This window comes from Klebsiella sp. SWET4 (genome assembly GCF_024296565.1).
GTDB lineage: Bacteria > Pseudomonadota > Gammaproteobacteria > Enterobacterales > Enterobacteriaceae > Klebsiella > Klebsiella variicola.
In genome coordinates this window covers 646508-671567 of the sequence record NZ_JANCOB010000001.1, presented here as the reverse complement: position 1 = coordinate 671567, position 25060 = coordinate 646508, and the positions used below count along the sequence as shown (strand labels likewise).

The 25060-nt window shown below is 50.8% G+C and carries 24 protein-coding genes and 2 pseudogenes; 9 read left to right on the top strand and 17 right to left on the bottom strand.

Translation table 11 applies throughout. The features are described from left to right. Window positions 1-194 precede the first annotated feature (194 nt). Window positions 195-740, bottom strand: a complete 546-nt coding sequence (locus NKJ21_RS03490) for a GNAT family N-acetyltransferase (RefSeq protein ID WP_012968290.1) — start codon at window positions 738-740, stop codon at window positions 195-197. 219 nt (window positions 741-959) lie between these two features. On the opposite strand from NKJ21_RS03490, the gene NKJ21_RS03485 reads away from it, so the two are divergent. Further along, entirely contained in the window at window positions 960-1853 is an 894-nt protein-coding gene (locus tag NKJ21_RS03485) for a LysR family transcriptional regulator (RefSeq protein WP_023340098.1), read from the top strand. 10 nt (window positions 1854-1863) lie between these two features. Here NKJ21_RS03485 and NKJ21_RS03480 read toward each other — a convergent pair whose 3' ends face one another. The 3 genes from NKJ21_RS03480 to NKJ21_RS03470 all read right to left on the bottom strand — a co-directional run bounded on the left by NKJ21_RS03480 (window position 1864) and on the right by NKJ21_RS03470 (window position 3920). Continuing rightward, entirely contained in the window at window positions 1864-2451 is a 588-nt protein-coding gene (locus NKJ21_RS03480; RefSeq protein ID WP_023340097.1) for a LysE family translocator, read from the bottom strand. A 144-nt stretch (window positions 2452-2595) separates the two neighbouring features. Continuing rightward, window positions 2596-3285, bottom strand: coding sequence for a VIT family protein (locus NKJ21_RS03475; protein WP_012541806.1), 690 nt, complete (start codon window positions 3283-3285; stop codon window positions 2596-2598). A 53-nt stretch (window positions 3286-3338) separates the two neighbouring features. Next, a complete protein-coding gene (locus NKJ21_RS03470; protein ID WP_239270420.1) occupies window positions 3339-3920 on the bottom strand; it encodes a cytochrome b/b6 domain-containing protein in 582 nt (193 codons plus the stop codon). A gap of 158 nt (window positions 3921-4078) precedes the next feature. Between NKJ21_RS03470 and NKJ21_RS03465 the strand changes: the two genes are divergently transcribed. After that, window positions 4079-4288, top strand: a complete 210-nt coding sequence (locus NKJ21_RS03465) for a hypothetical protein (protein ID WP_124038053.1) — start codon at window positions 4079-4081, stop codon at window positions 4286-4288. A gap of 691 nt (window positions 4289-4979) precedes the next feature. Here NKJ21_RS03465 and NKJ21_RS03460 read toward each other — a convergent pair. Beyond that, a complete protein-coding gene (locus tag NKJ21_RS03460; RefSeq protein ID WP_016160975.1) occupies window positions 4980-5891 on the bottom strand; it encodes a LysR family transcriptional regulator in 912 nt (303 codons plus the stop codon). Window positions 5892-5992: 101 nt separating this feature from the next. Here NKJ21_RS03460 and NKJ21_RS03455 point away from each other — a divergent pair, with 101 nt between their 5' ends. From NKJ21_RS03455 to NKJ21_RS03445, 4 genes and pseudogenes are all read left to right on the top strand, one after another. Further along, window positions 5993-6397, top strand: a complete 405-nt coding sequence (locus tag NKJ21_RS03455; protein WP_023297568.1) for a carboxymuconolactone decarboxylase family protein — start codon at window positions 5993-5995, stop codon at window positions 6395-6397. A gap of 292 nt (window positions 6398-6689) precedes the next feature. Continuing rightward, window positions 6690-7322, top strand: coding sequence for a histidine phosphatase family protein (locus tag NKJ21_RS03450; RefSeq protein ID WP_100781037.1), 633 nt, complete (start codon window positions 6690-6692; stop codon window positions 7320-7322). Window positions 7323-7494: 172 nt separating this feature from the next. Further along, window positions 7495-7569, top strand: a pseudogene (locus NKJ21_RS27690) (LysR family transcriptional regulator); the annotation flags it as partial. Window positions 7570-7605: 36 nt separating this feature from the next. Continuing rightward, complete coding sequence (locus tag NKJ21_RS03445) at window positions 7606-8310, top strand: LysR family substrate-binding domain-containing protein (protein WP_254732703.1); 705 nt, start codon at window positions 7606-7608, stop codon at window positions 8308-8310. Here the strand turns inward: NKJ21_RS03445 and NKJ21_RS03440 are convergent. The 3 genes and pseudogenes from NKJ21_RS03440 to NKJ21_RS03430 all read right to left on the bottom strand — a co-directional run bounded on the left by NKJ21_RS03440 (window position 8307) and on the right by NKJ21_RS03430 (window position 11717). Further along, the gene (locus NKJ21_RS03440; RefSeq protein ID WP_046881510.1) at window positions 8307-10001 is read right to left on the bottom strand and encodes a thiamine pyrophosphate-binding protein; all 1695 of its coding nucleotides are present in this window, start codon (window positions 9999-10001) and stop codon (window positions 8307-8309) included. The genes NKJ21_RS03445 and NKJ21_RS03440 overlap by 4 nt on opposite strands. Window positions 10002-10419: 418 nt before the next feature. Continuing rightward, window positions 10420-10578, bottom strand: a pseudogene (locus tag NKJ21_RS03435) (M3 family metallopeptidase); the annotation flags it as partial. A gap of 638 nt (window positions 10579-11216) precedes the next feature. After that, window positions 11217-11717 carry an Imm70 family immunity protein gene (locus tag NKJ21_RS03430; RefSeq protein ID WP_022065610.1) on the bottom strand — a complete coding sequence of 167 codons (501 nt, stop codon included), beginning with the start codon at window positions 11715-11717 and terminating at the stop codon, window positions 11217-11219. A 373-nt stretch (window positions 11718-12090) separates the two neighbouring features. Here NKJ21_RS03430 and NKJ21_RS03425 point away from each other — a divergent pair, with 373 nt between their 5' ends. After that, window positions 12091-12762 (top strand): SOS response-associated peptidase, encoded by a 672-nt coding sequence (locus tag NKJ21_RS03425; protein ID WP_022065611.1) that lies wholly within the window; start codon window positions 12091-12093, stop codon window positions 12760-12762. An 842-nt stretch (window positions 12763-13604) separates the two neighbouring features. Here the strand turns inward: NKJ21_RS03425 and NKJ21_RS03420 are convergent. From NKJ21_RS03420 to dcp, 6 genes are all read right to left on the bottom strand, one after another. Next, window positions 13605-13940 carry a hypothetical protein gene (locus NKJ21_RS03420; protein WP_038422717.1) on the bottom strand — a complete coding sequence of 112 codons (336 nt, stop codon included), beginning with the start codon at window positions 13938-13940 and terminating at the stop codon, window positions 13605-13607. Window positions 13941-13990: 50 nt separating this feature from the next. Next, window positions 13991-14383 (bottom strand): hypothetical protein, encoded by a 393-nt coding sequence (locus NKJ21_RS03415; protein ID WP_181400809.1) that lies wholly within the window; start codon window positions 14381-14383, stop codon window positions 13991-13993. A 35-nt stretch (window positions 14384-14418) separates the two neighbouring features. Then, window positions 14419-15057 (bottom strand): DUF637 domain-containing protein, encoded by a 639-nt coding sequence (locus tag NKJ21_RS27740; protein WP_308788797.1) that lies wholly within the window; start codon window positions 15055-15057, stop codon window positions 14419-14421. A gap of 357 nt (window positions 15058-15414) precedes the next feature. Then, complete coding sequence (locus NKJ21_RS03405) at window positions 15415-15780, bottom strand: DUF596 domain-containing protein (protein WP_022065614.1); 366 nt, start codon at window positions 15778-15780, stop codon at window positions 15415-15417. Between the two features lie 9 nt (window positions 15781-15789). After that, complete coding sequence (locus NKJ21_RS03400; RefSeq protein WP_373876602.1) at window positions 15790-17352, bottom strand: DUF637 domain-containing protein; 1563 nt, start codon at window positions 17350-17352, stop codon at window positions 15790-15792. Between the two features lie 160 nt (window positions 17353-17512). Then, on the bottom strand, window positions 17513-19558 hold the full coding sequence (dcp, locus tag NKJ21_RS03395) for a peptidyl-dipeptidase Dcp (protein ID WP_168239685.1): 2046 nt from the start codon (window positions 19556-19558) through the stop codon (window positions 17513-17515). 130 nt (window positions 19559-19688) lie between these two features. On the opposite strand from dcp, the gene ydfG reads away from it, so the two are divergent. Further along, complete coding sequence (gene ydfG, locus NKJ21_RS03390; RefSeq protein WP_008805005.1) at window positions 19689-20438, top strand: bifunctional NADP-dependent 3-hydroxy acid dehydrogenase/3-hydroxypropionate dehydrogenase YdfG; 750 nt, start codon at window positions 19689-19691, stop codon at window positions 20436-20438. 91 nt (window positions 20439-20529) lie between these two features. After that, complete coding sequence (locus tag NKJ21_RS03385) at window positions 20530-21216, top strand: GntR family transcriptional regulator (protein ID WP_008805006.1); 687 nt, start codon at window positions 20530-20532, stop codon at window positions 21214-21216. Window positions 21217-21266: 50 nt separating this feature from the next. On the opposite strand, the gene NKJ21_RS03380 is transcribed toward NKJ21_RS03385, so the two are convergent. From NKJ21_RS03380 to NKJ21_RS03370, 3 genes are all read right to left on the bottom strand, one after another. Further along, window positions 21267-21698 carry a universal stress protein gene (locus NKJ21_RS03380; protein WP_008805007.1) on the bottom strand — a complete coding sequence of 144 codons (432 nt, stop codon included), beginning with the start codon at window positions 21696-21698 and terminating at the stop codon, window positions 21267-21269. Window positions 21699-21963: 265 nt separating this feature from the next. Then, window positions 21964-23427 (bottom strand): mannitol dehydrogenase family protein, encoded by a 1464-nt coding sequence (locus NKJ21_RS03375; protein WP_239270384.1) that lies wholly within the window; start codon window positions 23425-23427, stop codon window positions 21964-21966. 290 nt (window positions 23428-23717) lie between these two features. After that, the gene (locus NKJ21_RS03370) at window positions 23718-25001 is read right to left on the bottom strand and encodes an MFS transporter (RefSeq protein WP_023322553.1); all 1284 of its coding nucleotides are present in this window, start codon (window positions 24999-25001) and stop codon (window positions 23718-23720) included. Window positions 25002-25060 lie beyond the last annotated feature (59 nt).

Genomic DNA, 25060 nt, shown 5'->3' with positions numbered 1-25060 from the left:
CGCATTTAGCTAATAAAAAGCACATCGCTGCACGGGGTGAACCGGGCGTGACGCGCAGCGGTTACTCCCATAATACCAGCATAAAATTGGGGGCGGATGTCTAAGAGTATCTTCGTGGGCATGCCAGCAGGTTTTGCCGGAAAGATCGCCCAAGGCGACCGCGTCATTACCCGTCACCAGGGTTAACCTAAACGTTATGTACAGCCACTGATCTGGCTTAACCACTCGTTTAACGTCAATGAATAAAGCAGGCTCGGCGGCGCATCTTTTACATCAGCAATATCGTTAATGTACCTCATCCCGGCTTTCTCAAGAACTTTCTGCGAAGCCAGATGGTTAGCCCGGACAACCGCTGACATCTCCGCAAGTTTAAGCACCTCGAAGCCATATCTCATCGCGCCAATCGCAAACTCGGTGGCCAGGCCTTTTCCCCATGCCTCAGTAGAAAACCGATATCCAAGATTGTTAATGGTGACATCGTTATAACTGCGTAGACTGACGCCACCAAAGCCAATGATGTGTTCAGGGGTATTGCGCATTGATATTGCCCAGTTTCCGAATCCGTGCGTTTGCCAGTGCGCGAGCCAGCGCCGCAGGACAACTTCCGCATAGTCTATATTCGGGTACGGTCCTGCGGGGTTGAAGGTATTGGTCGCGGGATCGCCATAAATTCGGTACAGATCGTCGACATCGGAAGCCATGACCGGGCGAAGATGCAAACGATGGGTATCAATGTGCAAACTTACCTCCTGACGGGGAATATTACCGATGATGCTTCGAGGATTTCTGCCTGCCCATTGAAGCACAAATCTCCATACCGGGGAACCGGTTAGCCAGCGTTGAGAAGCATTTGAAAAATTATGCTGCCGATGATGAAAATAGGATATGTTAATTCTATGATGGATTAACGCTTTTGCTGGCTCCACGCCCAGCATTACTGAGTGAACACAGGACTGTAAATGATCGATGACATCCGCTACCTGATAGTATTTGCCAAAATTGTAGAACGAGGTTCTATCTCAGGTGGCGCCGCAGCGTTAGGCCTGACGACCGCAACAGCAAGCACACATTTATCCAGACTTGAGAAAAACCTCAATAGCGCCTTGCTGTACAGAAATACGCGGAAAATTTCTCTAACCCAGGATGGCATCAGTTTGCTGGAGACCGCCAGATCGATGCTGGAGCTGTATGAAAAGGGCGTCATTGAATTTAAACAACGCTCTATCTCTACCGTCGGCAAGCTGCGCATTTCCCTCCCTGCTGTTTTTTTAAACGGTCCATTCACCCGCCATCTGGCGAATTTTATCAAAGAAAACCCGGATATTTCCCTGAGTATTTCTTATAGTGATCTGCGCGAGGACATCATCGCCGATAGCATTGATGTCGCCTTCCGTATTGGCGAACTCCCGGACAGTTCACTCAAAGCAAGACATCTATTTGTTCTACCACGACAACTGGTGGCGTCTAAGGATTTGCTCATGCAGCACCTACCCATTAAGCATCCCGTTGAGCTGGGATCCCTGCCGTGGATTGGGTTAACAATGAGAGAGAACATTCGAGAGTTCAGGCATAAAAATGGCGAACTGGCGGTCATTAAATATGCTCCTATGGTATGCGTTGATAACATTGAAGCTGCCTATGTCCTTGCCAAACAGAACATAGGGCTTGCCGTACCTCCCCGTTTCCTCTGCGAAAATGATGTTAAACTCGGGGAGATGCATGAAGTACTTCCTGACTGGTCATTAGAGCCGCTAAAAGTTTATGCCATTTGGCCCGCTAATATATCAACCAGCAGCGCCGCCTATAAACTAATTAATTACATTTATAACGCTATGGAACAACATAAGCTTTGAACAGTTAAAATCATTGTGGGTAAATCATATAACATGCGATAACGCATAAAACCCCACCCATCAATAAATTAAAGATACGCATTTGTGCCCTTCCCTGAAGAAATGTTGACATTTTATCACCGAATATTGCCCAAATTGATAATGAGATATAACAGATAAAAAAGTAAATAATAATGAACTGTATTAGGGGCAGACTGGTTGATGGCTCAGAAAACAAGGTAGTTCCAGTGGTACAGGCAGCCCAGGCTTTTGGGTTGAACCATTGCATTAACACTCCCTGAACAAATCCGGGTGCATTTCCCTTTTTTAATGACCAATCAGGTTGTGATGTGGCAATTTTATAGCCCTGATACAGTATAAAAATCGAGCCGAGAACATTCAGGTATTTGAAAAATGATGGGTGCGAGGCAATGACTGTGTATACCCCAAAACTAACAAAGATAAGCAACAGGGTGAAACCCAGAGTCGCACCGGATACGAAGGCGAATGTTTTTCTAAAGCCATGCATAACACCTGAAGAGATAATGACCATATTGACTGGCCCGGGCGAAAACGACAGAGCCAGAGAATACAGAAACATAGTAGCCATCAAAACCATTTTTTCGTCCACGTTGCCAATGAAAGATATCGTTGTAGCGAGATTTATATAACAAGTTATTTCGCTATATTTAAAGACTACCCCGATATGGACGTTAGATTAAATAGCTCTTTCTCTAAAGGTGTGTTTGATAATTTAGCGATTTTACAGCAGTACCTGCCCGGCTATGCGCCCAATCCCCATCGAAAAAAGCATGGCCAGCGTGCTCCAGAACGTAATTCTGCTGATAGCTCTGACAGGCGGTGCGTTACTCACCACGGAAGAGAAATAGCCAAGAGCAGCCAGTGAACAGAGAGTGGATAGGAAAATCGCGATAACAGTCAGTTTTGCTGGCGATAGCACTGCAACGATCAAGGGTAACCCCGCCCCGGCTGAAAAACTCACGGCCGAAAAAATGGCCGCCTGCAAAGGTCGCGCAGAATGAGTATCCGTTAATCCCAACTCTTCGCGGGCATGGGCCTCGAGGGCATCTTTAGCCATCAGTTGCTCTGCAACCTGGCGGGCAAGCGCAGGCTCCACTCCGCGTTGGATATAAAGAGACGTCAGCTCCCGAACCTCTCCCTGATAATCTGCGTCCAGCTCACTTTTTTCCTCGGCAAGCGCGGCGGTTTCCGTATCCGCCTGGGATGATACCGAAACATATTCCCCTGTTGCCATCGACATGGCTCCCGCAACCAGCCCGGCGACACCGGCCAGCAACACGCCCGAAGGGCTGGTATTTGCAGACGCCACGCCGAGCACCAGGCTGGCGGTAGAGACAATCCCGTCATTCGCCCCCAGGACCGCCGCCCTTAACCAACCGACGCTTTCAATGCTGTGTCGTTCAAGATGCATGCCTTTTACCTTTTAATACGCATCCTCATCGGGATTAGCGAGAGAGCACAACCTTATCCAACAACGGGATGTTTCTTTTGACTGCGAAAGGTGAGGAAGATATGCAGCAACCCCATCGCACCATGCGCCCAGAAATAGGTTTCAATGAACACCGTCAGAAATTTATGCAAATGCAGGACCGTTTCTGCCAGCGCCGTTGACGTCCCTGGCGCGGTGTCCAGTACAAACCAGAGCCCTCCACAGAGTGCGACCGCCAACAAAGCAAGTACGCCAAGTCCCTGGATCATCGCCGCTATGCCACCGGCATGTGCTTCAGGAAGACGAAATGTCATTAGCATTTTAATGTCTTCAACTACACCGCGAAAATCAAGGGACGACCAGGCAAAATAGTAACGAAACCCACGTTGTTTAAGCATCCATACCAGCATCACTACACCAAGAACCATCAGCGCGAATCCAGAGATAACATGGAACCATGTCACGACTCCGGTCAGAGTTACGTCGCGAAGCGCCTCACTTTCGGTGAGATTAGAACTAATGATCTGCAGCAGAATCAGGGTGGCGACAATAATATGCAGCATGCGGAAAAAAGGGGTGTCTTTGTGCGGAAGCGCATTGCGAAGTTGTTCGTTCATCATTTGGCCATTTTATAAGGGGATCGGCCACATCAGTATTGCGTCTGTTTGTTAACGCAACCTTAACGCCTTGATGTTGAAGTGCACTGAATGATGTATGAATAAAAGGCAAACCATACCGGCTATCTCAGCAGCTAATAGCATCCATGGACTTACTCGTGAAACTGATGCGCCTGTCTCCTCCGCCTTATTTCCTCGTGGAGCGACAGAAGAAGACGCTGCCTCAATGGGTAAACATTATCGTGGTTCGTTTGGCACTGGCTCATGTTGATCCTGGTGCTTCAGGCAAAGCTACCCAGACTCATCTGGGTTGGTTACCAGAAGGACCTGGTTTGCCAGAAGACTTACGTAATATGAATAAAGGCTAAACAGACCATTTTCAACCAAAAGACTTAGCCTTCAACACACGAATTAATAATCGTCCTGTTGAAGGGTCCCTCCTGTGAACGCGCACAGCGTGTGCTTTAAAAACAGGCATATAGCTTTTCCTGAATAAAGGGAGAAACACAAGCAACAGAATCCCTGCGCCAAATGCAGCCAAGCCATGTAACCAGTCAATCATAGTCAAAGGTATGAGGAATAGGCAGTAGTGCAAAACACAGAATACCGTCGTGCATGTCTTCGCCCATCCAGGGACTAACACATTTGGATCCGCTTCGTAAAATTTACTCTTTCTGAGAATGTCCTCAGAGGCTATCCGCATGCCTACGAACCAGAACAAAGGCAGGTACGTCGCTGAAAATAGAGACAGCACAATAATATTCCAATCAGACACTCGCGCACTTCCTTATTCATTGCTTCCCTGGATAAAAATCATTAGCGCGAATATATCATTTTAACGATATAACCCACGCTATAGACGGCTTTATTTCATCTGGCATAATACACTACGATGAGAAACATACCGAGCAATCTTATGCAAAGTCAAGATTAAAAAGGGACGCACGTTCGGGAGTGTTCAGGAACAAAGGCGAATTATTACGTATTATCAACGTCAGATGGTGCCTCTCTGCCACCGACGCGGCATTCGGTCAACCGTAGCCGCGTACAATTCATTATTTATTCAAGGTTCAATGCGTAGAGTGATGCACTGAAATTTTTCAATAAAAAATCAACGTATAAACGGATTTTTGGTAACTGTTGACGGTTTGCAAAGGTCAATATATGCACTGGCTTAGCTAATGGTTGAAATTCAGACATCAGAGGCAGCAGTCGGCCATGTTGCAAATCTTCAGCCAACAGGATCTCGGGTTGCATAATAATTCCCAATCCATTCAATGCTGCCCTTCGCAATGCTTCCCCATTGTTACAGGTCATCGTGATGTTTACCGGAGCTCTGACAGGTTTGCCTTCCCTCTGAAGTGTCCATTCATTCGCTGCAATGGGATGGGCAAACCCAAGACATCGATGATGGCATAACTCTTCAGGTGTTATGGGTTCCCCTGCCCGTTTTATATAGGCCGGAGATGCACACATGACTGAGCGATATGGCGCTATCGGACGGGCAACAAGTGTATTAACATGCAGGAGCTCACCAATCTTAATCATGACATCTAAACCTTCATCTGCCATATCCATCGATTTATCGCTCAGCACCAGGTCTACTGCCATATCAGTCCATTCAATAAGAAACTGAGCAGTAACAGGCGAAAGCGCATGGACACCAAAGGAGACTGGGCAACCTACTCTCAGTTTTCCACGTGGCTTCTGGTGAAGAGCAAATGCCTGTGACTCGCTATCTTCAATATCAGCTAATATCCGGCGGCAACTCTGATAATAACCCTGACCAAAATCGGTCAGACTTTGCCGACGCGTTGTGCGATTAAGTAAGCGAACGCCGAGATGTTCCTCTAACGCTTTGATATGCAGCCCAACCATGGTTCCGCTGATTCGCATCTCTTCAGCAACAGCGCTAAAGCTGCCCCTGTCCACGACGCGGACAAACACCGCCATACTTTCCAGTTTATTCACTATTATCAAGCCTGGCTTGTTAAAGATAAAAACATAACGCTGTTTATCAAATTTCACCAGCGGGTTTTAATCTGTTTTCACTTAGTGCAGGAGGGTTAAAAATGATGACCAATACAGAGCTCCGTGAGCGAGGAATGAGATTGTTTAATGAGCTGTATGGAAATGGCGCAGGAGAAGAACTACGAAAGGACATGGCCGATTTGTGCCCTGATTTTACTGATATCTCGATCGAATGGGCTATGGGAGGCATCCTTGCACGCCCGGGGCTGGACGCTAAAACGCGGGAGCTGGTTGTCATTGCTTCCTGTGTCACTCTGGGTCATACGGTTCCACAATTGAGGGCACACGCTCAGGCAGCGCTAAATGCAGGGGCAACCAGAGAAGAAATCATCGAGGTTGTCCTGCAATTACTGTTTTATGCAGGAGGCGCCGCGGTGCGCAATGCACTCGTCAATATACGCGATATTATAAATGCTGAGTTAAACGTCGAAGCGAAAATGTCCTGAAGACAATCGCTGTTTGCCATTCTAGCCATCCCATTTGACAAGCGTGCTGGCTCGGGTCATTGCCTGGCGCGTTTTTTGGATTGTCTGCAGCACATTCCTAACCAGGCGTCACTGATTAAGGGAATGGGATGGCTAACTCGATTTCAGAGACGGTATCTCATCACTACATGCTGTCAGATACAAGGAAAGCGGGGAGGCAGAACCTGTCTTCGTCCAGTGCTAAAAATCCCACGCTATTAAAGGGATTTGTCTAAACGGTAGAATTTAAATCAACAACATACATGGCCATTTAATGATGCAAGTGATACTTGTTCGACACGCGGAAACAGAGTGGAATATAAAAGGAATAATTCAGGGACAGAGTGACAGTGCGTTAACCCCCCGCGGGGAGCGCCAAACATCAGCTTTACTTGCCGCGTTTGCAGCGAGTGATTACCGGGTAGACTGCGTTTACACGTCTCCGCTTGGTCGTGCCTGGCAAATGGGACAGCACCTGGCTGACCGTTTTCGTTGCCCATTGATAGCTGAGCCGGCCCTCAAAGAACAGGCCTTTGGCCAGTTCGAAGGTATGTTAACGTCACAGCTCATGCAACAACGTCCCCACGATGCGCATGCGTTATTCACACTTGATGCTGAGTATTGCCCACCAGAGGGGGAGTCATTAGCACAAGCAACCCGACGAGTAACAGGTTTCATACACAACCTACAAGAAACCACAGAACATCAGCGCGTCTGTGTTGTCACGCACGGGCAAGTCAGCCAGGGCGTGCTGGCGGTGCTTAAAGAAGGGACTATTGATAATTTTTCGCGGTACGCTCACCCTAATGCAAGTTACTCGGTGTTCGATTTCCGGGATGGGAAATGCCTGGCAATCAGATGGGGAATTGCCACACACCTGCTTCAACTCGAACGCCAGAACGCTTAATTTCATATGCCCCTCTGCGGCAAACAAGTGATACCCTGGAAGATATGAACCCGCTTCAGGAATGCTTATGAAACCAACCCTTAATCAGTTGATTAACTTTTGCACTGTTGCTGAAATCGGAAACATTGGCAAAGCCGCCAGTAAACTTAATATTTCGTAGCCTCCCTTAAGCCGGCAAATAGCCCAGCTGGAAACTATCCTCGGTGCAAAGCTATTTAACCGGGCCGCAAAAGGGGTCAGTTTAACCCTTGCCGGGGAGCAATTTCTGCTGGACTGCCGCGCGATGCTGGCAATGCTGGAGCAGGCCTGTAATAACGTACGGGCAATAGAATCAGGGCAGAAAGGGGTTCTGAAATTAGGCGCAACAATGTATGCCAGCTATAGCGTTGTGCCGCATGTTGCGATGCAGCACAGGAATACCTGTTCCGACGTGGAATTGCATTTTCAGGAGAGGGTCCCCTCTGATTTACACGCCGCATTACAAGATGGCAGATTGGACGCGGCAATCAGCTTCTCCGAGACGGCCACGCCGGGGATTCATTCACTGGTGCTCTTGCGTGAGCCGCTCATTGCCGCCCTTCCTGCCAACCACCCCCAGGTTCAACACGAGCATTTCAGGCTTGAATCACTCTGTGATGACCCGTTCATCACGGTTCCGCGCGAGAGCGCGCCGATGCTCTATGATTCCATCCTTCATCAGTGCCTCAAAGCTGGATTTAGTCCGCAAATAGGTCTGGAAGCCTCCGTGCAGCAGACTGTGATGAATTTTGTGGCCCATGGTGTTGGTGTCGCGCTTATTCCCGCCAGTATGGAGAATGCTCAATTACGCGGTGTGGTTTACCGGAAGCTGGAAAATCCGAATATGGTGGAGAATATGCTGATGTGGTCGGCAAAGAACACTAATCCGGCTTTACCGGGTTTTGTGAACCTGTGCCGCAGTATCAGGGATAAACTGGATGCGGCACAGGCCGGACGGATTAACGATTAACTTTTACTGATGATGATTTCGATCACGTTAGGCTTGCCACTCGCCAGTGCGGCCTCAACGGCCGGGGCGATATCGCCGGCACGGATAACTTTTCGGGTCTCCAGCCCCATCGATGCACCCAGTGCCTGATAATCCACTGCCGGATTAACCAAATCCATTGCGATGAAGCGATCTGTTTGGGCCGACGTATAATCCGCCTGAGAACGCATGAAGTTTTTCAATACGTTATATTCCGTATTATTCATGACAATAAAGGTGACTGGCAGTTTTTCATGTGCGGCCGTCCAGAGAGCCTGAGGGGAGTACATCGCCGCGCCGTCTCCCACAAAGCACACCACAGGCGCTTTTCCCAAACCGAGTGAATAGCCGACAGCCGCGGGCATTCCCCATCCCAGGCCACCGCCGCGTAAAAAGGCATATTGATCCGCGCGGTGACTGTTGAGAGATTTGCGAAGCGAACCGCTGGTGGCAATCGCCTCGTCAACAATGGCCACATCTGGTCCGATCGCCCTTGCTGCCTCAAACGCCGCCACCAGCGGCGTAATTACCGTAGCAGATTGTTGTTCCTGAACCTGCCCGAGCAGACTTTCTTTGCTCAATTTAAACTCATAAACCGCCTTTTCAAAACGGCGTTGATAATCACGGCGATGGTTTGCCGTGGCTTTCTCCAGTTCAGGAAGTAGCACCTTTAACGATGATTTAATATCGCCAACCACTGAGAGTTCACTACTGTAGGTGCGTCCCAGGTCGCCCGCATCGGCTGATAACTGGAACACTTTGCACTGCTCCGGCACTGCCTGACCTTCGGTATAAAGAATAGTGATAAGCGACTTACCGCCAAGGGCAAAAATAGCATCGTACTGGCTTAATGCTCGGTTAATTTCCGTCGCTTTCGTGGACAGATTGCCCCGCCAGAGAGGGTGTGCTGTTGGGTAGGGGATCCGGTTCGGCCATGTTGAACCGTACACGTCAGCGGCAAGCATCTCAGCAAGAGCAACAACCTCATTGGCCGCTTCACTTTGATAGATTTCGTCGCCGGCAATCAGTGCGACGTTACCCGGAGTAAATGCCGCTAGCTTACTCGCCAGCAAAGGTAATGAACCTGCGACTGCATTGCGGTCGATAGTAGAAGGCGCGCCAATGCCAATAGCACTCATCGCCTCCATCACATCCATCGGAAGCGACAGGAAAACGGAGCCTTTCGGTGCAGCGTCAGAATCGTGGAAGGCCCGACGAACTAATACCGGTAGCTGATCAACGTGGGTAACCTCCTGCGACCATTTCGCGAACGTTTTACCCATACCGACCAGATCACCCAACAATAATGGGTCGGTTGTCGTGTGGCGTGAATCCTGCTGCCCCGCCGTCACCACCAGCGGTGTCTGTGAGCATTTTGCATTCAACAGGTTTCCCATGCCGTGGCCTAAACCACCGGCAGTATGCAGATTCAGAAAGCCTGGTTTTTTTGCTGCCTGCGCATAACCGTCCGCCATGGCGACTGCACTCGCTTCCTGCAGAGCTAACACGTACTGAATTGACGGTTTTCTTAACAGCGCATCCATAAACGGCAGTTCGGTGGTACCTGGATTACCAAACACATATTCCACCCCTTCACTTTCCAGAACTTCTAACAATACATCACCGCCGCGGCGTGCATTGGCATTCTGGACTTTAGTTATTGCATTACTCATAGACTGATCACCTCTGTCTGCGTATTCCTTCGCCCTGTCTGGCGGGTGATTCAATCTTAATAACAGGTATAACACCCTTTCCAATACTATATTGATGCCCAGTCATACCCTTTTAGGTATGGGAAGTCATGCGCTGTCCGCCAGGAGATGGAAAGCTATGACGGACTGAGACACTGACACTCAATCAAAGCCAGCCACATTATCGAAACCCTCTCTGATGTTTGCTATTCGCTGAATCTCGCCGCCGCAGTGCGAGCATAATGTCGGATTTTCTTTAGCCATCTACTCTGGCTCACCTGGTGCTGGAACCCCTTCTGGCGGGCATCAGACAAGATGACAGCGCAATATCACAACGATCGCGGTTCGACGGGGTGAAGGAGTCGCTCTGTGAAAAATGAGGCTCTATCCTCTTGCAAATATTGCCGCGCGACAGAATCGCTTCCCGGAAGCGCTGACCGTTCTCACAGGTCAAACCGCCCTGCTCCACGAACCACTGATAGCCGTCGTCGGCCAGCATCTGGGTCCACAGATAGGCGTAATAACCTGCCGCATAGCCGCCGCCGAAGATATGGGAGAAGCATCCTTTTCAATGTGTGCATTTACCAATAAAAATCATAAAGTTAACTTCTATTTACCATGAAAATTCCGTTGATTTAAGCTTAAATACAATCTCATACAATTCAGTCAGTTGCATATCGTTTTGGGGAAGACATTCTCTCAACAATGCCTAATTAGCACCTTTATCAGTTCATTTTTCATACTGATAACTATCAAATAGTGTCCTGTAAGGATGAGGTAACGACTCTATTCTTCTGACTTATAATTTTAAGTCTGGCATCTGACTGGAGGTAACCATGTGCGGGCGCTTTGCTCAATCTCAAACCCGTGAAGAATACCTGGCTTATCTTGCAGAAGAAGCGGAGCATATGGATGAGGCTGGATATTGAAGGAACGCTCTGACAATGAAGCTTCCACTCGCGTCTGAAGCTGAGACAGTGGTGTACAGTGCGACAGGTTACATACGCGCTGTGTTCTGTACGTATTACTGAACTAGCACTCGAACGCCGACACTTCGGTTAACGATGTATTTCGGAGTTTCCCCCGGCGTGAAGTCTTCGCGTAATTTCATACATGAGCAGAATCAAAATATTCTTTAGGATGATACAAAATAACCTTTCCCCGCAACGAACTGCGGGAAAAGGTTACACTAATCAATCATCTCTTCCAGAAAGGAAGGTCATCGTCAGCCAGACGCTCAAACTCCTCAACGGGTCTTTTACTGTCTTCTATTGCATAGGGTATCTCAGTTCTCCCAAGTAGCATGGGAACAAATTCGCCAAAGTCATCATGAAGGAAAAGAGTCATATCATAGGCGATATTAAATGCTTTGAAAATTGTACTGAAAAACGATCCCAAATCAGCAGCCTGCGTGTCCCATGACGTTTTATTCTTATCGACTCCGAACATTGAATAGAACTCGTTATGCAGGGGAAGCCTTGCAAGGCGCGCTTGTATCTCGTCCATTTCTAGCTTTGCTGTTTTTATCTCATCAAAACTCAAAGCTTTTTTATATAGTTTTAACATTACCACAGGATAGTTTGCACCCCAACTCCCCTGTTCGAGAGTTTCAGACACTGTGTTAAAAAACAGTTCAACATCATCAGGGGACCCGAGTTCATATATAGTTGAAGCACCTAAGAGACCAATTTTATTCATTTTTCGATAAACCTTATATTCGAAGCTTTAATTATTCCATTTGCTTTACTGCTGATGTCTTTAAGGATTTTTCGTCGAATTTCATCAGTTAAGAGCTGCCCTCTGACATCAATGACCAGCTCGTGTACCATTCCCTGGGGCAAGTGCACTAGGCGTGCTACAGCTTGTTCCAAAACCTCGATAATCAAACCACTAAGCGGGATATTACCACCGATCCGCTGGGCTCCAACGTCGCCGCGGTGGTCCGCCACGCCGAATGATCGGTACTGGTGGTCCGCTAACTTTCATGATAACGGCATTCACTAAGATCACCCATTCATTGAGCACTCACACGCGACGTCTATACTTTTAGTCTTACTGACTGGAGGTTTCTATGTGTGGACGTTTTGCACAAGCCCAAACCCGTGAAGAATACCTGGCATACTTGGCGGATGAAGCCGAGCGCGACATTGCATACGACCCTGAGCCGATTGGGCGTTACAACGTGGCGCCAGGGACTAAAGTTTTGCTTCTGAGCGAACGAGACGAACAGCTGCACCTCGATCCGGTTCACTGGGGTTACGCACCCGGGTGGTGGGATAAACCGCCTCTGATTAACGCACGCGTCGAAACGGCGGCCTCCAGCAGAATGTTCAAACCTCTCTGGCAACATGGCCGGGCGATCTGCTTTTCAGATGGGTGGTTTGAATGGAAGCGTGAGGGCGACAAGAAGCAGCCCTATTTCATTCATCGTGCTGAAGGCCAACCAATATTCATGGCTGCGATCGGCAGCGTTCCTTTCGAGCGTGGGGATGATGTAGAGGGATTTTTGATTGTGACCGCTGCGGCCGATCAGGGGCTGGTCGATATTCACGACCGCCGGCCGCTGGTTCTGACGCCGGAAGCAGCTCGTGAATGGATGAGGCAGGATATCGGAGGGAAAGAGGCAGAGGAGTTAATTGCAGATGGTACGGTACCAGCAGACCATTTCAAATGGCACCCGGTTTCCCGCGCGGTGAGCAATGTTAAGAATCAGGGGCCGGAATTGATACAAAACCTCACCTAAACAAATATGTTACATCGTTCACGATGAGTGTTTTCCTGTGCCTAAAGTTGACATTACAAACATAGCTTTATTCATCACTCAGGCACAACTCGCCTTCCAGCCCGAATTAGAATCAGTTTGAAGGTCCGGCCTTAGCAGTCTGTTCTCAGTATTAATAACTGAGAACAGACTGATATGCTCGCTTTCATTTTTGGGTGGCAGGATCGAATCGCAGGGCGTACACTGATAGTATTGGATTGCTTCTTAGAAAGAACACTTTTTAGTAATGCTTTAAAATGGATCACAGAACTCAACTAGGGTATACGATGATAGAGCACACCTTTTTATTTATCGGTTTTGCCACAGCAGTCTGGAACTAACAGATTCTGGAAAACCGGAGAGTGATATTAATACATTATTCAGTTTCCTAAATAATTTACATTCTTTACAGGACAGATTCCATGAGCAGTTTGATAGAAATATTTCACAGCACTCAGAATTTAAATTACTGCGAATAATAAGAAACTATCATCATGTCCGTGATGTTGATGAAGTCCGAGTTTATAATGTCAGAAATGAATTTACATTTAGTCATTCCGAGATGATTATTACTCCGGTATAATAACCTGTGCACGGTTAGTTAATACCTCAATCGCATTATTGATAACCGCATGAAATGAGAACACTTACCTAATAAAAGAATTTACGGTTAGCGAAATAGCACCGCTAGTTTACATAAAAAGAATTAGCATGGAATATTTTATTTCCCGCGTGGTCAATTTTTTGTCGGTCGCTTGGGGAGAGGTTGTTACCAAAACATATGTATACCCCCTCCCCTATTAAACAGCAGCGAGGAATTTATTTTAAATTATCATAGGCCCGAGCCATTCAAGCTTCCCCCTCATACTTTCAGGAACCAAAGAGAATAACATTGAAATTCTCTTTAGTTGATGTTCGTATAAGAAGCTTTTCTTTTTACTACAGTCCTCATAGTACCAACGAGCATGTGTATTTAAAAAACGAATGTCCGCATCATTAAAGTCGTCATACTTCAATAGTAAATAAAACTGATGTATAAGCTGAGACTCATAATATACAGACCTATCTCTTGCTTTAAAGAAAGCACCATGAGTTGATACACTTCTTATTTGTAATAAACTCCCCTGCAGGATGTCTAAGTATATATCTTTCTTTTTCATAAAATAATCCTTTTGCAATCCCCCTTGAGGAATGCCTCAAGGGGGATTTTTTATTTTCTTATTGGGAGTGGTTTAGAAGTATCCATGTAATTCGCATCATATGTCCACGACCCATTTTTAATCAATAAATTTATAAACTTAGGGTCACCCGTTTCATTATAGTATTCAACTGCTACAACCATGCGATGATTTCCATCAGATACATAGTATACCCCTTTCTTATCAGTATAACCCGCAATAATCCCATTTTTTGGTTCAAGCGGAAATGTGTTGTTTCGCATCTGGTTCTTATAAACATCGACTTCCCCCGGTTTACCTAAACCAACCTGCGCACTTCTTATATACGATGGAACACCTTTTTGTGAAAGAATACCTATTTCAGTAAGATATTTCCCGATAGCAGGGGCAACAACTTTACCAGCGCCCCAACCTGCGACCCACATTGCAGCATCAGTCAGCGCCTCCTTACCCCATAACTTTAATCCGCACCCCGTACCAGCTGCCCATCCACAGGTATCAAATCTGTCAAAGGCATTTCCCCCATTTGTTGATACTGTCCGGCGATGTCAAATCCAATCTGAATTCCTAGCTCTCTATAACCACTTGCACCAGATATTCCAGCCAGCATTTCATTAATACAGTCATCATTACCGGTAATCCTGCAGCTTTCAAACTGTTTCTCATTTTTGGCTGACAATAATGTTATTTCCTTGCGTACGTCAGCTTCACAACCGCCGTTTCCTTTACAGTCAGCTAATTTTTTCGCCATCCTGGCGGGCTCATCATGCATCAGAAAATTATATCGAAGCACGTTTTCTGCAGCATTAGCGCCACTATTTGCACCATCGGATGAGTTTGTTACTGCAGCCCCAGAGATCGCTCCAATAATCCTCCCTGCAGACTGGATCTGATGATCCCGCGTAGCTGGTTCAACGAATATTTCTCCGAGAGTGATCGCTGCCAACTCCGCCGCCAGAGCTCCGGCAGCAGCCTCTTTTCCATCCCCTCGACTAATTTCTGCACTGATACCCGAGACCACTGCATGGCTCAGCGGTGTGCCAGGCAGTCCCAGAATCTCACCGTTGTCGCCAATCAGACCTGCACCCTCGGCGTTTATCTGATTGCCGATATTTGCTAGCAGGGCGTTAGTGAGGTTATCCTATGTGGCAACCGGCTGCGCTTTGTCAGCGCAAAGGCCGGCAGGCATGCCACGGAATTAGTGGCGGAAAGGCCCCACGGGATCGCCAGACAACGATGGCTTCTGACACAGGCTGCAGGATAAGTGCGGCCGAAAAATGAGCCTCTGGTTAAAAACACAGCAAAAACAGCATCTTATCGCCATAACTCCCCGATACCTTACCATCACTGCGTTTCGGGATCCTGTGTTCATGGTCAGTGAGTTTTTACAACGTTTTTCCAAATTCCTAACCATCAAGGATAACGGCTCCGAAGAGCCGTTATGACTAGCGGTGCATCAAGTCCAGTCTTCATAGCCATTGTCATGGATCCAGACAATGCCGCCAGGGCATTTTTCCGTCAGAAACCAGAAACTATCAAAAGCATCCTCTTCCATTTCCTCCTGGTTTAGGGGAAAGTTTTCACGATACAAAGAAATTTGTTCGTCGATACTTCCTTCCAGATATTTTCCTCGACTTGCTAATTTTATTTTTCCTTCCCGAAGAAGGCGTTCCATAAGTTCAAAAAAATAGTCACATTTTTCTTTATATGATAACTCTTCTTTCCCAAAATTATCCGCCCTCATGGCAGACCATACGGTACCTATGGATGATCCTTCCAGTTCCTCAGCAAACATCTTATATTCATCATCGCTATACAACATATAAACACCTCACCGAAACTTGATCTCAACTTTTTTCTGAACCTTGCCCTGTAAGGCTTGTAAGTCTTTATTACCTAAAATTTCTATTGTCCAGCGAGCATTCGTTTTTTCTTCGCTGGCGGAATAGTCACGCAAGCTTATTGTTACACCATCTTTTTTTGAAAAATAAACTGTACCTAAAGGAGTCGTGACTTCTTTAAATGGCTCTCCCCCCGTCAAAGATTGCGCATAATCAATGATATCTCGGTCGGAGAGTTTCTCTGTCGCAAAGACCTTGGTCGTTCCGTACTTATTACCTCCCCCGTCACCCAACACCTGCGCAAACTCCTTCCCGAACACATTGAGCTTATCGCTACTCTGTTTTGGATCAAACACTTTAACTAACTGGTCAGTATTGGTTTTCTGAATATCGCGGACATAATCTGCCGTTTTCGTCGACAGATTAGCTCCGGCTGCTGTTTCGCCTTTAATAAAACCAGCAACAGGCTGAATATTTAGTGTTTTTGTTATATTCAGTTCATCGTAGGCCTTCACCAACTGCTGTGAAAGCTTCTTCAAGTTGTCTTCGGTTTTACCCAGAATCAATGTGCTGCCGGTCGTTACAGCGCCTGTACCAATGATGGCCTCTGGTGCCACAATATCTGCCGCACAAATACCCGCCTGATTCAGGCAGAGCGCAGGATTTGTTTTACAACCGGCGATAACCAGTCTTGCTGCCAGAACCAGCTCGGGTGCCGCACCAACCAGAGTCATGCCACCTGCGGTCAGCGCCATACCTCCACCGCTGGCAGCAGCCACGATAATCGCCGCTTCCCGCCGGGCCTGAACGCGTTTGGCTGCTTCCTTGTCCCCTTTATCTGCCGCAAGAATATCCCGCTGATTATCCAGAGCATATTGTTGTAGCATATGCTCCGTCATATTGTAACGGTCAACATTTTGCGCGCTGTCTGCTCCGCTATACGCACTTTCGGGAGTATGTGTGGTCAGCGCCCCGGTCAGCGCGCCAATAACACGGGCCGTCTGCTCTTTTGCCTCATTACCGTTTAGCGCTTCCTGCAGACGCCGCAACTGGCGCTCTTGTTCATTTAGATTTGCGGGTTCGAACAACGAGCTTTGCATGATGACCCCGGCCAGTTCCGCTGCCAGTGCGCCGGCGGCCGCGCCTTTACCATCACCTCGTCCGATTTCCGCGCTGATGCCAGCAAGGACCGCATGGCTGACCGATTTTCCGGCCACGCCTAACACTTCACCGTTGTCCCCAATCAGCCCTGCGCCTTCGGCCTGAACCTGATTACCAATATTTGATAACAGCGCATTGACCAGATTGTCCTTAAAGCTGCCGCCATTGATGCCGGTGTTCAGGCTGGAGCTGATAACCGACTGCCCGGCCACACGCTGGACAACCTTACTCCACCCCTCATCCTTTGTCAGAGCCGGCAGACGCGCCTTGTCCGGCGACACACTGACGTTCATCACCTCATCGAATCCGGCCAGCGTCCCGCCTAAAGCCATGGAGGTGGCCAGCGATTTGACCGAACTGCTGCTTCCCAGTGCCGACAGGGTGTCCATCACACTATAAATTTGAGCTACGTGAAAAAATGGGACTCTATCTTCCTGCAAATTTTCCCTGGTTTAAGGATTCATTTTTAGAAAGATTTTGCAGCGGTTTTGCCGAAAAAATCGTAAAAAAACCGGGCATCGCGCCCGGTTATCGTGTCAGCCCGAAATGACCCTACGCACTTAGCCCACGGTTTTCCAGCATCGGCTCAATCTGTGGATCGTGCCCGCGCCACTGGCGATAAAGTTCAGCTAAATCAGTGCTATTGCCGCGCGACAGAATCGCTTCCCGGAAGCACTGACCGTTCTCACGGGTCAAACCGCCCTGCTCCACGAACCACTGATAGCCGTCGTCGGCCAGCATCTGGGTCCACAGATAGGCGTAATAGCCTGCCGCATAGCCGCCGCCAAAGATATGGGAGAAATAGCTGCTGCGATAGCGCGGCGGAACGGCCGCCAGATCCAGGTGTTCTTCCTGCAATATCTTCTGCTCAAACCCATCCACGTCCTCCGGTATTGCCGAGGTCGACAGGCTATGCCAGCGCATATCGAGTAACGCAGCAGCCAACAGCTCGCTCATGTCGTACCCTTTATTGAAGGTTGCCGCACGCAACATATTGTCGCGTAGCGCCTCCGGCATCGGCTCCCCGGACTGGTAGTGCTTCGCGTAGTGGGCAAACACCTGCGGCTGGCTGGCCCAGTGTTCGAAGATCTGCGAAGGAAATTCGACAAAATCGCGCGGGGTATTGGTTCCGGAGAGACTGGCGTAACGCTGGCTGGCGAACAGCCCATGCAGGGTATGGCCAAACTCATGGAACAGAGTGATCACCTCATCCCACGACAACAGCGCGCTCTGCCCTGCCTGCGGCCGGGCGTAGTTGCAGACATTGTAGATAACCGGTCGCTGCTCCCGCAGGGTAGACTGTTCGACAAACACATCCATCCAGGCGCCGCCGCTTTTTGAGTCGCGTGCGTAGTAGTCACCGTAAAACAGCGCCATCCCTTCTCCGTTGTGATCGAAGATCTCCCAGACCCGAACATCCGGGTGATAGACGGGGATATCGAAGCGCTCGACAAAGCGGAGGCCAAAGAGCTGCGTGGCCGTCCAGAAGACGCCATCCTGCAGCACGCGCTCGAGAGCAAAATAGGGTTTAAGCTGCGCATCATCAATGGCAAAGGCAGCTCGCCGCACCTGTTCGCTGTAATAGAGCCAGTCCCATGCTGCGGCGCGAAACGTCCCGCCCTCGTTGTCAATCACCTGCTGGATGTCAGCCAGCTCTCGTTCCGCCCGCGCCCGCGCTGCCGGCGCGATCCGGCGCATAAAAGTTAATGCCTCCGCCGGAGAGGCGGCCATTTGATCGGTCAGCGCCCAGCTGGCGTAATCGGCCGCGCCCAGCAGTTCCGCCTGCTGCGCGCGGATCGCCGCCAGTCGCAGCACCAGGCGACGTGTATCATGCTCATCGCCCTGCTGATTGCGCGTCCAGCCGGCGGCAAAGAGATTCTCCCGCGTCTGTCGGTCGCGCAAAGAGAGCAGCGGCGGCTGCTGGGTGGTATTGGTCAGCGTCAGCAGCCAGCGGTCACTGAGCCCTTTTTCCCGCGCCGCGTCGGCGGCCGCCGCTATCTCCTCATCCGCCAGGCCATCCAGTTGATGTCGGTAATCAACCACCAGTCCACCGTTTTTGGCCGCCCCCAGCAGCCGCTGCTGGAACTGACTTTGCAGGGTCGCCGCTTCGGTGTTCAGCGTGCGTAGCACCGCCTTCTGCGCTGGCGCCAGCGTCGCCCCGGCATGGACAAAACGTTGCCAGGTGAGGGTCAGGAGACGATGAGATTCGCTGTCTAATGCCAGCGCGTCACGCTGCTCATAGACGCTGTTCACTCGCTGAAATAAGGCCTCGTTAAGCCAGATGTCATTCCCCAGCTCGGCGAGCTCAGCGGAAAATTCTTCATCCAGAGACTGGATGAACGGGTTGGTGTGGGCGCCAGCCATGGCGAAAAAGACCCGCGTCACTCGCGCCAGCAGCTGTCCGCTCTGTTCAAGGGCCTCAAGAGTGTTGGCAAAATTCGCCGGCTCCGGGTTGTCGATTATCGCGCGGATCTCCGCGCGCTGCTGCCGGACACCCTCATCAAACGCCGGGCGATAGTGGTAGTCCTGGATGAGATCAAACGGGGGTGCCTGGTAAGGCAGCAAACTGACGCTAAAAAAGGGATTTTGTTCAGACATCTTTCTCTCCTGCACAGGCTAATCCTGTAAGATTAGGCTTCTCCTTAAGGGGTCGCAATGATTTCCGTTACCGGTCGCCGTCTGTGCGTGCTATGGTATGAAAACACAAAAAGCGTTGAGGAACAGTAAGATGATTATCATGGTTACCGGTGCCACCGCCGGTTTTGGTGAAAGTATTACTCGCCGTTTCGTCGCTAACGGCCATAAAGTGATTGCCACCGGACGTCGTGAAGAGCGCCTGAAGACGCTGAAAGACGACCTCGGTGACAACCTTTATATCGCCCAGCTTGACGTCCGCAACCGCGCCGCCATTGAGACGCTGATTGCCGATCTGCCCGCCGAGTGGCAGGCGATTGACGTCCTGGTGAATAACGCCGGTCTGGCGCTGGGTCTGGAGCCGGCGCACCGCGCCAGCGTGGAAGACTGGGAAGATATGATCGACACCAATAATAAAGGGCTGGTGTACATGACCCGCGCGGTCCTGCCGGGTATGGTGGAGCGCAATCGCGGGCATATCATTAACATCGGCTCCACGGCAGGCAGTTGGCCTTATGCCGGGGGCAACGTCTATGGGGCGACCAAAGCCTTCGTCCGTCAGTTCAGTCTGAATCTACGCACCGACCTGCATGGCACCGCGGTGCGCGTCACCGACATCGAGCCGGGTCTGGTGGGTGGCACCGAGTTCTCCAACGTCCGCTTTAAAGGTGATGACGCCAAGGCCGGGAAAACTTATGAGAACACCGAAGCCCTGACGCCGGAAGATGTGACCGAGGCGGTCTGGTGGGTGGCCACCCTGCCGAAGCACGTCAACATCAACACCCTGGAGATGATGCCGGTGAGCCAGAGTTTTGCCGGACTCAGCGTTCACCGCCAGGGCTAACCGTCTGCCACCCGGCCTGCGGGCCGGGTATGGGCGGAACCGCAAAAAACGCGTAAAATAGTGCGCATAATCCCTTAAAAAGTAACCATCAATGGCCGCAGAATCGCAACTGAATCCGACGCAACCCGTCAATCAGCAAATTTATCGCATCCTCCGCCGGGATATCGTTCACTGCCTGATCCCGCCGGGCACACCGCTGTCCGAGAAAGAAGTCTCCGTGCGTTTCGATGTGTCGCGTCAGCCGGTGCGCGAGGCCTTCATCAAGCTGGCGGAAAATGGGCTTATCCAGATACGTCCCCAGCGCGGCAGCTACGTCAATAAAATTTCCTTGTCGCAGGTGCGCAATGGTTGCTTTGTCCGCCAGGCGATTGAGTGCGCGGTGGTCCGCCGCGCCGCCGGCATGATTAACGATGAGCAGGTTTATCAGCTGGAGCAGAATCTCCATCAGCAGCGTATTGCCGTCGACAGACAACAATCAAACGACTTTTTCCTGCTTGATGATGAGTTTCACCAGAAGCTGTCGATCATTGCCGATTGTCAGTTGGCGTGGGATACGGTGGAAAATATTAAAGCCGCCATCGACCGCGTGCGCTACATGAGCCTGGACCATATCACCTCACCGGAGATGCTCCTGCGTCAGCACCATGAGATTTTCACCGCGCTGGAAAAACGCGACGCGGAGGCAGTAGAGCAGGCAATGAATGTCCATCTGCATGAAATCAGCGAGTCCGTGTTACTGATCCGCCAGGAGAACCGCGACTGGTTTAGCGAAGATTAATGGTCAGACGGCTGCCCAGCGTGGCTGACGCAGCCGTCGTCATGAGGGGATTAACGGACGACCAGCACCGGCGTTTTGGCGTAGCGCAGAATCGACTCGGCGTTGGAGCCCAGCAGATGGGTGGAGATGCCCGGTTTGCGGGAGCCAACCACTATCACATCGAACTCTTCGTTATTACTGATAGCCAGAATTTCGTCGCGCACGTTACCAAAGACCACCCGGGTATGGATCCGCGACATCGGAATGTCGAACAGTCGCGCCACCTCGCGCATCTTTTTCTCCGACTCTTCTTTCATATAGGCTTCAAATTTACGAATATCCGCCGTAAAGCCGCGTAATAGTGAACGACTGCTGTTCGGCAGAACGTTGAGCAATGTGATTTCACCGTTTTCTGCAGTGGCGAGGAATTCCGCGTGACGCACAGCTTTATCGCTTAAATCCATTTCAAAGACATCAACAGGCAATAAAATTTTTTTATACATGGCCCGTACTCCTTTTCCAGAGAAAGTTCTTTTTCAATGACTTAACTATGCCATTATGGCAGTAAATTACCAGCCATTATTCGGAAAAATAACAGCTAATTATCTTTAGTAAATCAGGGAAATATAGAGTTATGTATAGACATTGCGTTCGATCATCTTTTCAGCGCGCTAAAACCGATCGACAGCAAAAAAAGAAATATCAGCGGAAGGTGGCAGAGATAACAAAATAGCCGGTGTCGACGACGAGGCCGACACCGGAAGCGGATTATTGCTCGGTAGCCCACGCGGCGACAGTGGCTTTGGCCCCCAGCCGCTGCAGCGCCAGATAGGCGCGGGTAACCGCCGAGACGAAACGGGGCTCCTGCGGCAACGCCAGGCCGAAGATCGCCTCAATACCCAGCAGCGCTTTCACTCGCGCTTCACCCTCGGCGCTGGCCGCCACCGCCTGTTGGATAACCGGCAACAGCGGATCGCAAATCTCAATCGGCTGGCCGGCATCGTCAACGCCACCGACATAGCGCATCCAGCCCGCCACACCGAGCGCCAGCAGCGTGAAATCTTGCTGGTGCGCCAGATGCCAGCGTACGGAGTCCAGCATGCGCTGCGGCAACTTCTGGCTGCCGTCCATGGCTATCTGCCAGGTACGGTGCTTCAGCGCTGGATTGCAGTAGCGGTCAATTAGCAGACTGGCATAGCGCGGAAGATCCACCCCCTGCACTTTCAGCGTCGGCGCCTGTTCGTCCAGCATCAGCGCCAGCGCCGCGCGGCGGTAGTTATCATCCTGCATACAGTCGTTGATGTGCTGATAACCGGCCAGATAGCCCAGGTACGCCAGGAACGAGTGGCTACCGTTGAGCATCCTCAGCTTCATCTCTTCAAAAGGCACCACATCGGCGACCAGTTCCGCTCCCGCTTTTTCCCACTGCGGACGTCCGGCAACAAAGTTATCCTCAATCACCCACTGCCGGAAAGGTTCGCAGGCCACCCCGGCCGGGTCGCGCACGCCGGTCAGTTGTTCAATTTTATCGAGGGTTTCCGCGGTAACGGCCGGGACAATGCGGTCCACCATGGTCGATGGGAAGGTGACGTTCTGTTCAATCCAGGCCGCCAGCTCCGCGTCCAGCGCCCGGGCGTAGGCGCAGACGACATTGCGCATCACGTGACCGTTTTCCGGCATGTTGTCGCAGGACATCACGGTAAAAGCCGGCAAGCCTGCCGCCCGACGGCGAGCCAGAGCCTCCACCACCACGCCCGGCGCCGATTTTGGCTGGCGCGGGTTGTGCAGATCGGCGACGATCAGCGGGTGATCGAGCTGCAGCTCGCCGCTGGCCGGCGAATGACAATAACCTTTCTCGGTAATGGTCAGGGAGACAATGGCTACCTGAGGCTCACACATCGCCGCCAGCACCGCTTCGAGGCCATCAACCTGGGCGTGCAGCGCCTGCTTCACCACCCCAACCACGCGTGCGGTCCAGGCGTCGGCGGACATTTCGGCCACAGTGTACAGCCGATCCTGCTGGCGGAGGTCGGCGATCTGCTGCTCGCCGCCGATGAGATTGACTTCGGTATAGCCCCAGTCGCTGCCATGTTCACTGGCAAGAATATCGGCATATACCGCCTGATGGGCGCGGTGGAATGCGCCAAAACCAAGGTGCACGATACGGGGGATCAGCGCGCTGCGATCGTAGCCTGGCAGCATGGCGTTGGCGGTTAAAAGGGTGTTTTCCATGATGACTCTCGTTGTTATGTGTCTCATCAACCATTCTCGGGGAGAACTCTCGAGGAGAATGCCTTTGTGTCTCAACCATCGCACGCAATTGGTATAACATCTTTGATTTCTGTCAACTACCATACAAGAAGATATGGCCGGTTCGCTGTCGGGAGTGAACCGTCACAAAATCATCGCTGATGGAATGGGAAACAGTCGCCGCGAGGAAATAAAAGAAGTCGACGAATGACACACCGGCCACGCGTCCCTGCGGGCCTGTCGCTTAACCGGGAGTCCGGTCTGGCGGTTGGTTAGTCGATACGGGTTTTAACGATAAAGAAGTAGCACAACGCCCCGGTGAAGGTCACGCCGGCGGCGATCACCAGCGCCAGATTAAAAGAATGAGTGGTATCCACCACCCACCCGGTGACGATCGGCGCAAAGGAGGCAAATACAAAGCTGCCAAAGTTCTGGATCGCTGCCACCGAAGCCACTTTATGCTCTGCCACCAATACCTGCACCAGCCCCCAGGCCGACGTCCCGGCAAAATGGACGCAAAACAACGCCATGGAGATAAAAGCCACCGCCTGGGTCGGCGTGGAGGATTGCACCACCAGCAGGGTGCCCAGGGCCGACAGCACCAGACCGATCACGATCGCCGTTTTGCGGGTTTTCGCCAGATCGTAACCTCTGCGCGCCAGGGCATCGACCACCAGGCCATTGACCCACATCCCCACCGCCGCCGCAAGGAACGGGATCGCCGCCACCCAGCCGGTACGGGCCAGGCTTAACCCCTGCTGTGCCTGCAAATAGCCGGGCAACCAGGCGATATACAGCCAGCCGGTGTAGTTCACACCGGAAAAGCCCAGAATCATCCCCCAGGTGGTGCGCCGTTTAAACAGAGCCAGCCATTCGCTAAATTTCAGCGCCGGGCGGGCCACCTCCTCGCTGGCCAGATACTGCTGCTCCTCTTCCTGCAGGGTGAAGTGCCGGCGATTTCGGTAGCCCACATACCAGCACAGACCGACCACGATACCGGCTAAGCCAATCACCACAAACATCGTTCGCCAGCCCCAGGCCAGTTGCATAATAACCAGAGCCGGTGGCGCAATGGCCTGCCCCAGCACCGTCGAGGAGTTAAATATCCCCACCGCCGTACCGCGCTCTCTTTGCGCATACCAGTCATTGATTGATTTCACACCGGCGGGCATAAATGGCGCTTCACCAATCCCGAGGCCAATGCGCAGCAGAATAAAATGCGAGAACGAATTGACCATCCCGGTCAGGGCCTGCATTGCGGACCAGAAAATCAGTCCGGCGCCGAGCACAATGCGCGGTCCAACGCGATCCAGCAATATTCCCGACGGCAATTGTGCGAAGCCGTAGGAGAGCGAAAAGGCGGAGAGCAGCACCCCAAACTCGGTGGCGCTGAGTCCCAGGTCGGCGCGTATCGCCTCCCCGGCGACGCTCAGCGAAGAGCGGTCAAGAAAGTTGACGATACCGGCGATAAACAGCAGCGTCAGGGTGATCTTCTGCACCCGACGGATACGCAGCGGCGTCGCCCCCGTCCGGGCGGCAAGTGTCTCGATAGCCATCGTTGTTCCTTACAGAGTCATAACAAAAGAGAATGTCTGATAAGTAAGGCAACAGGTCG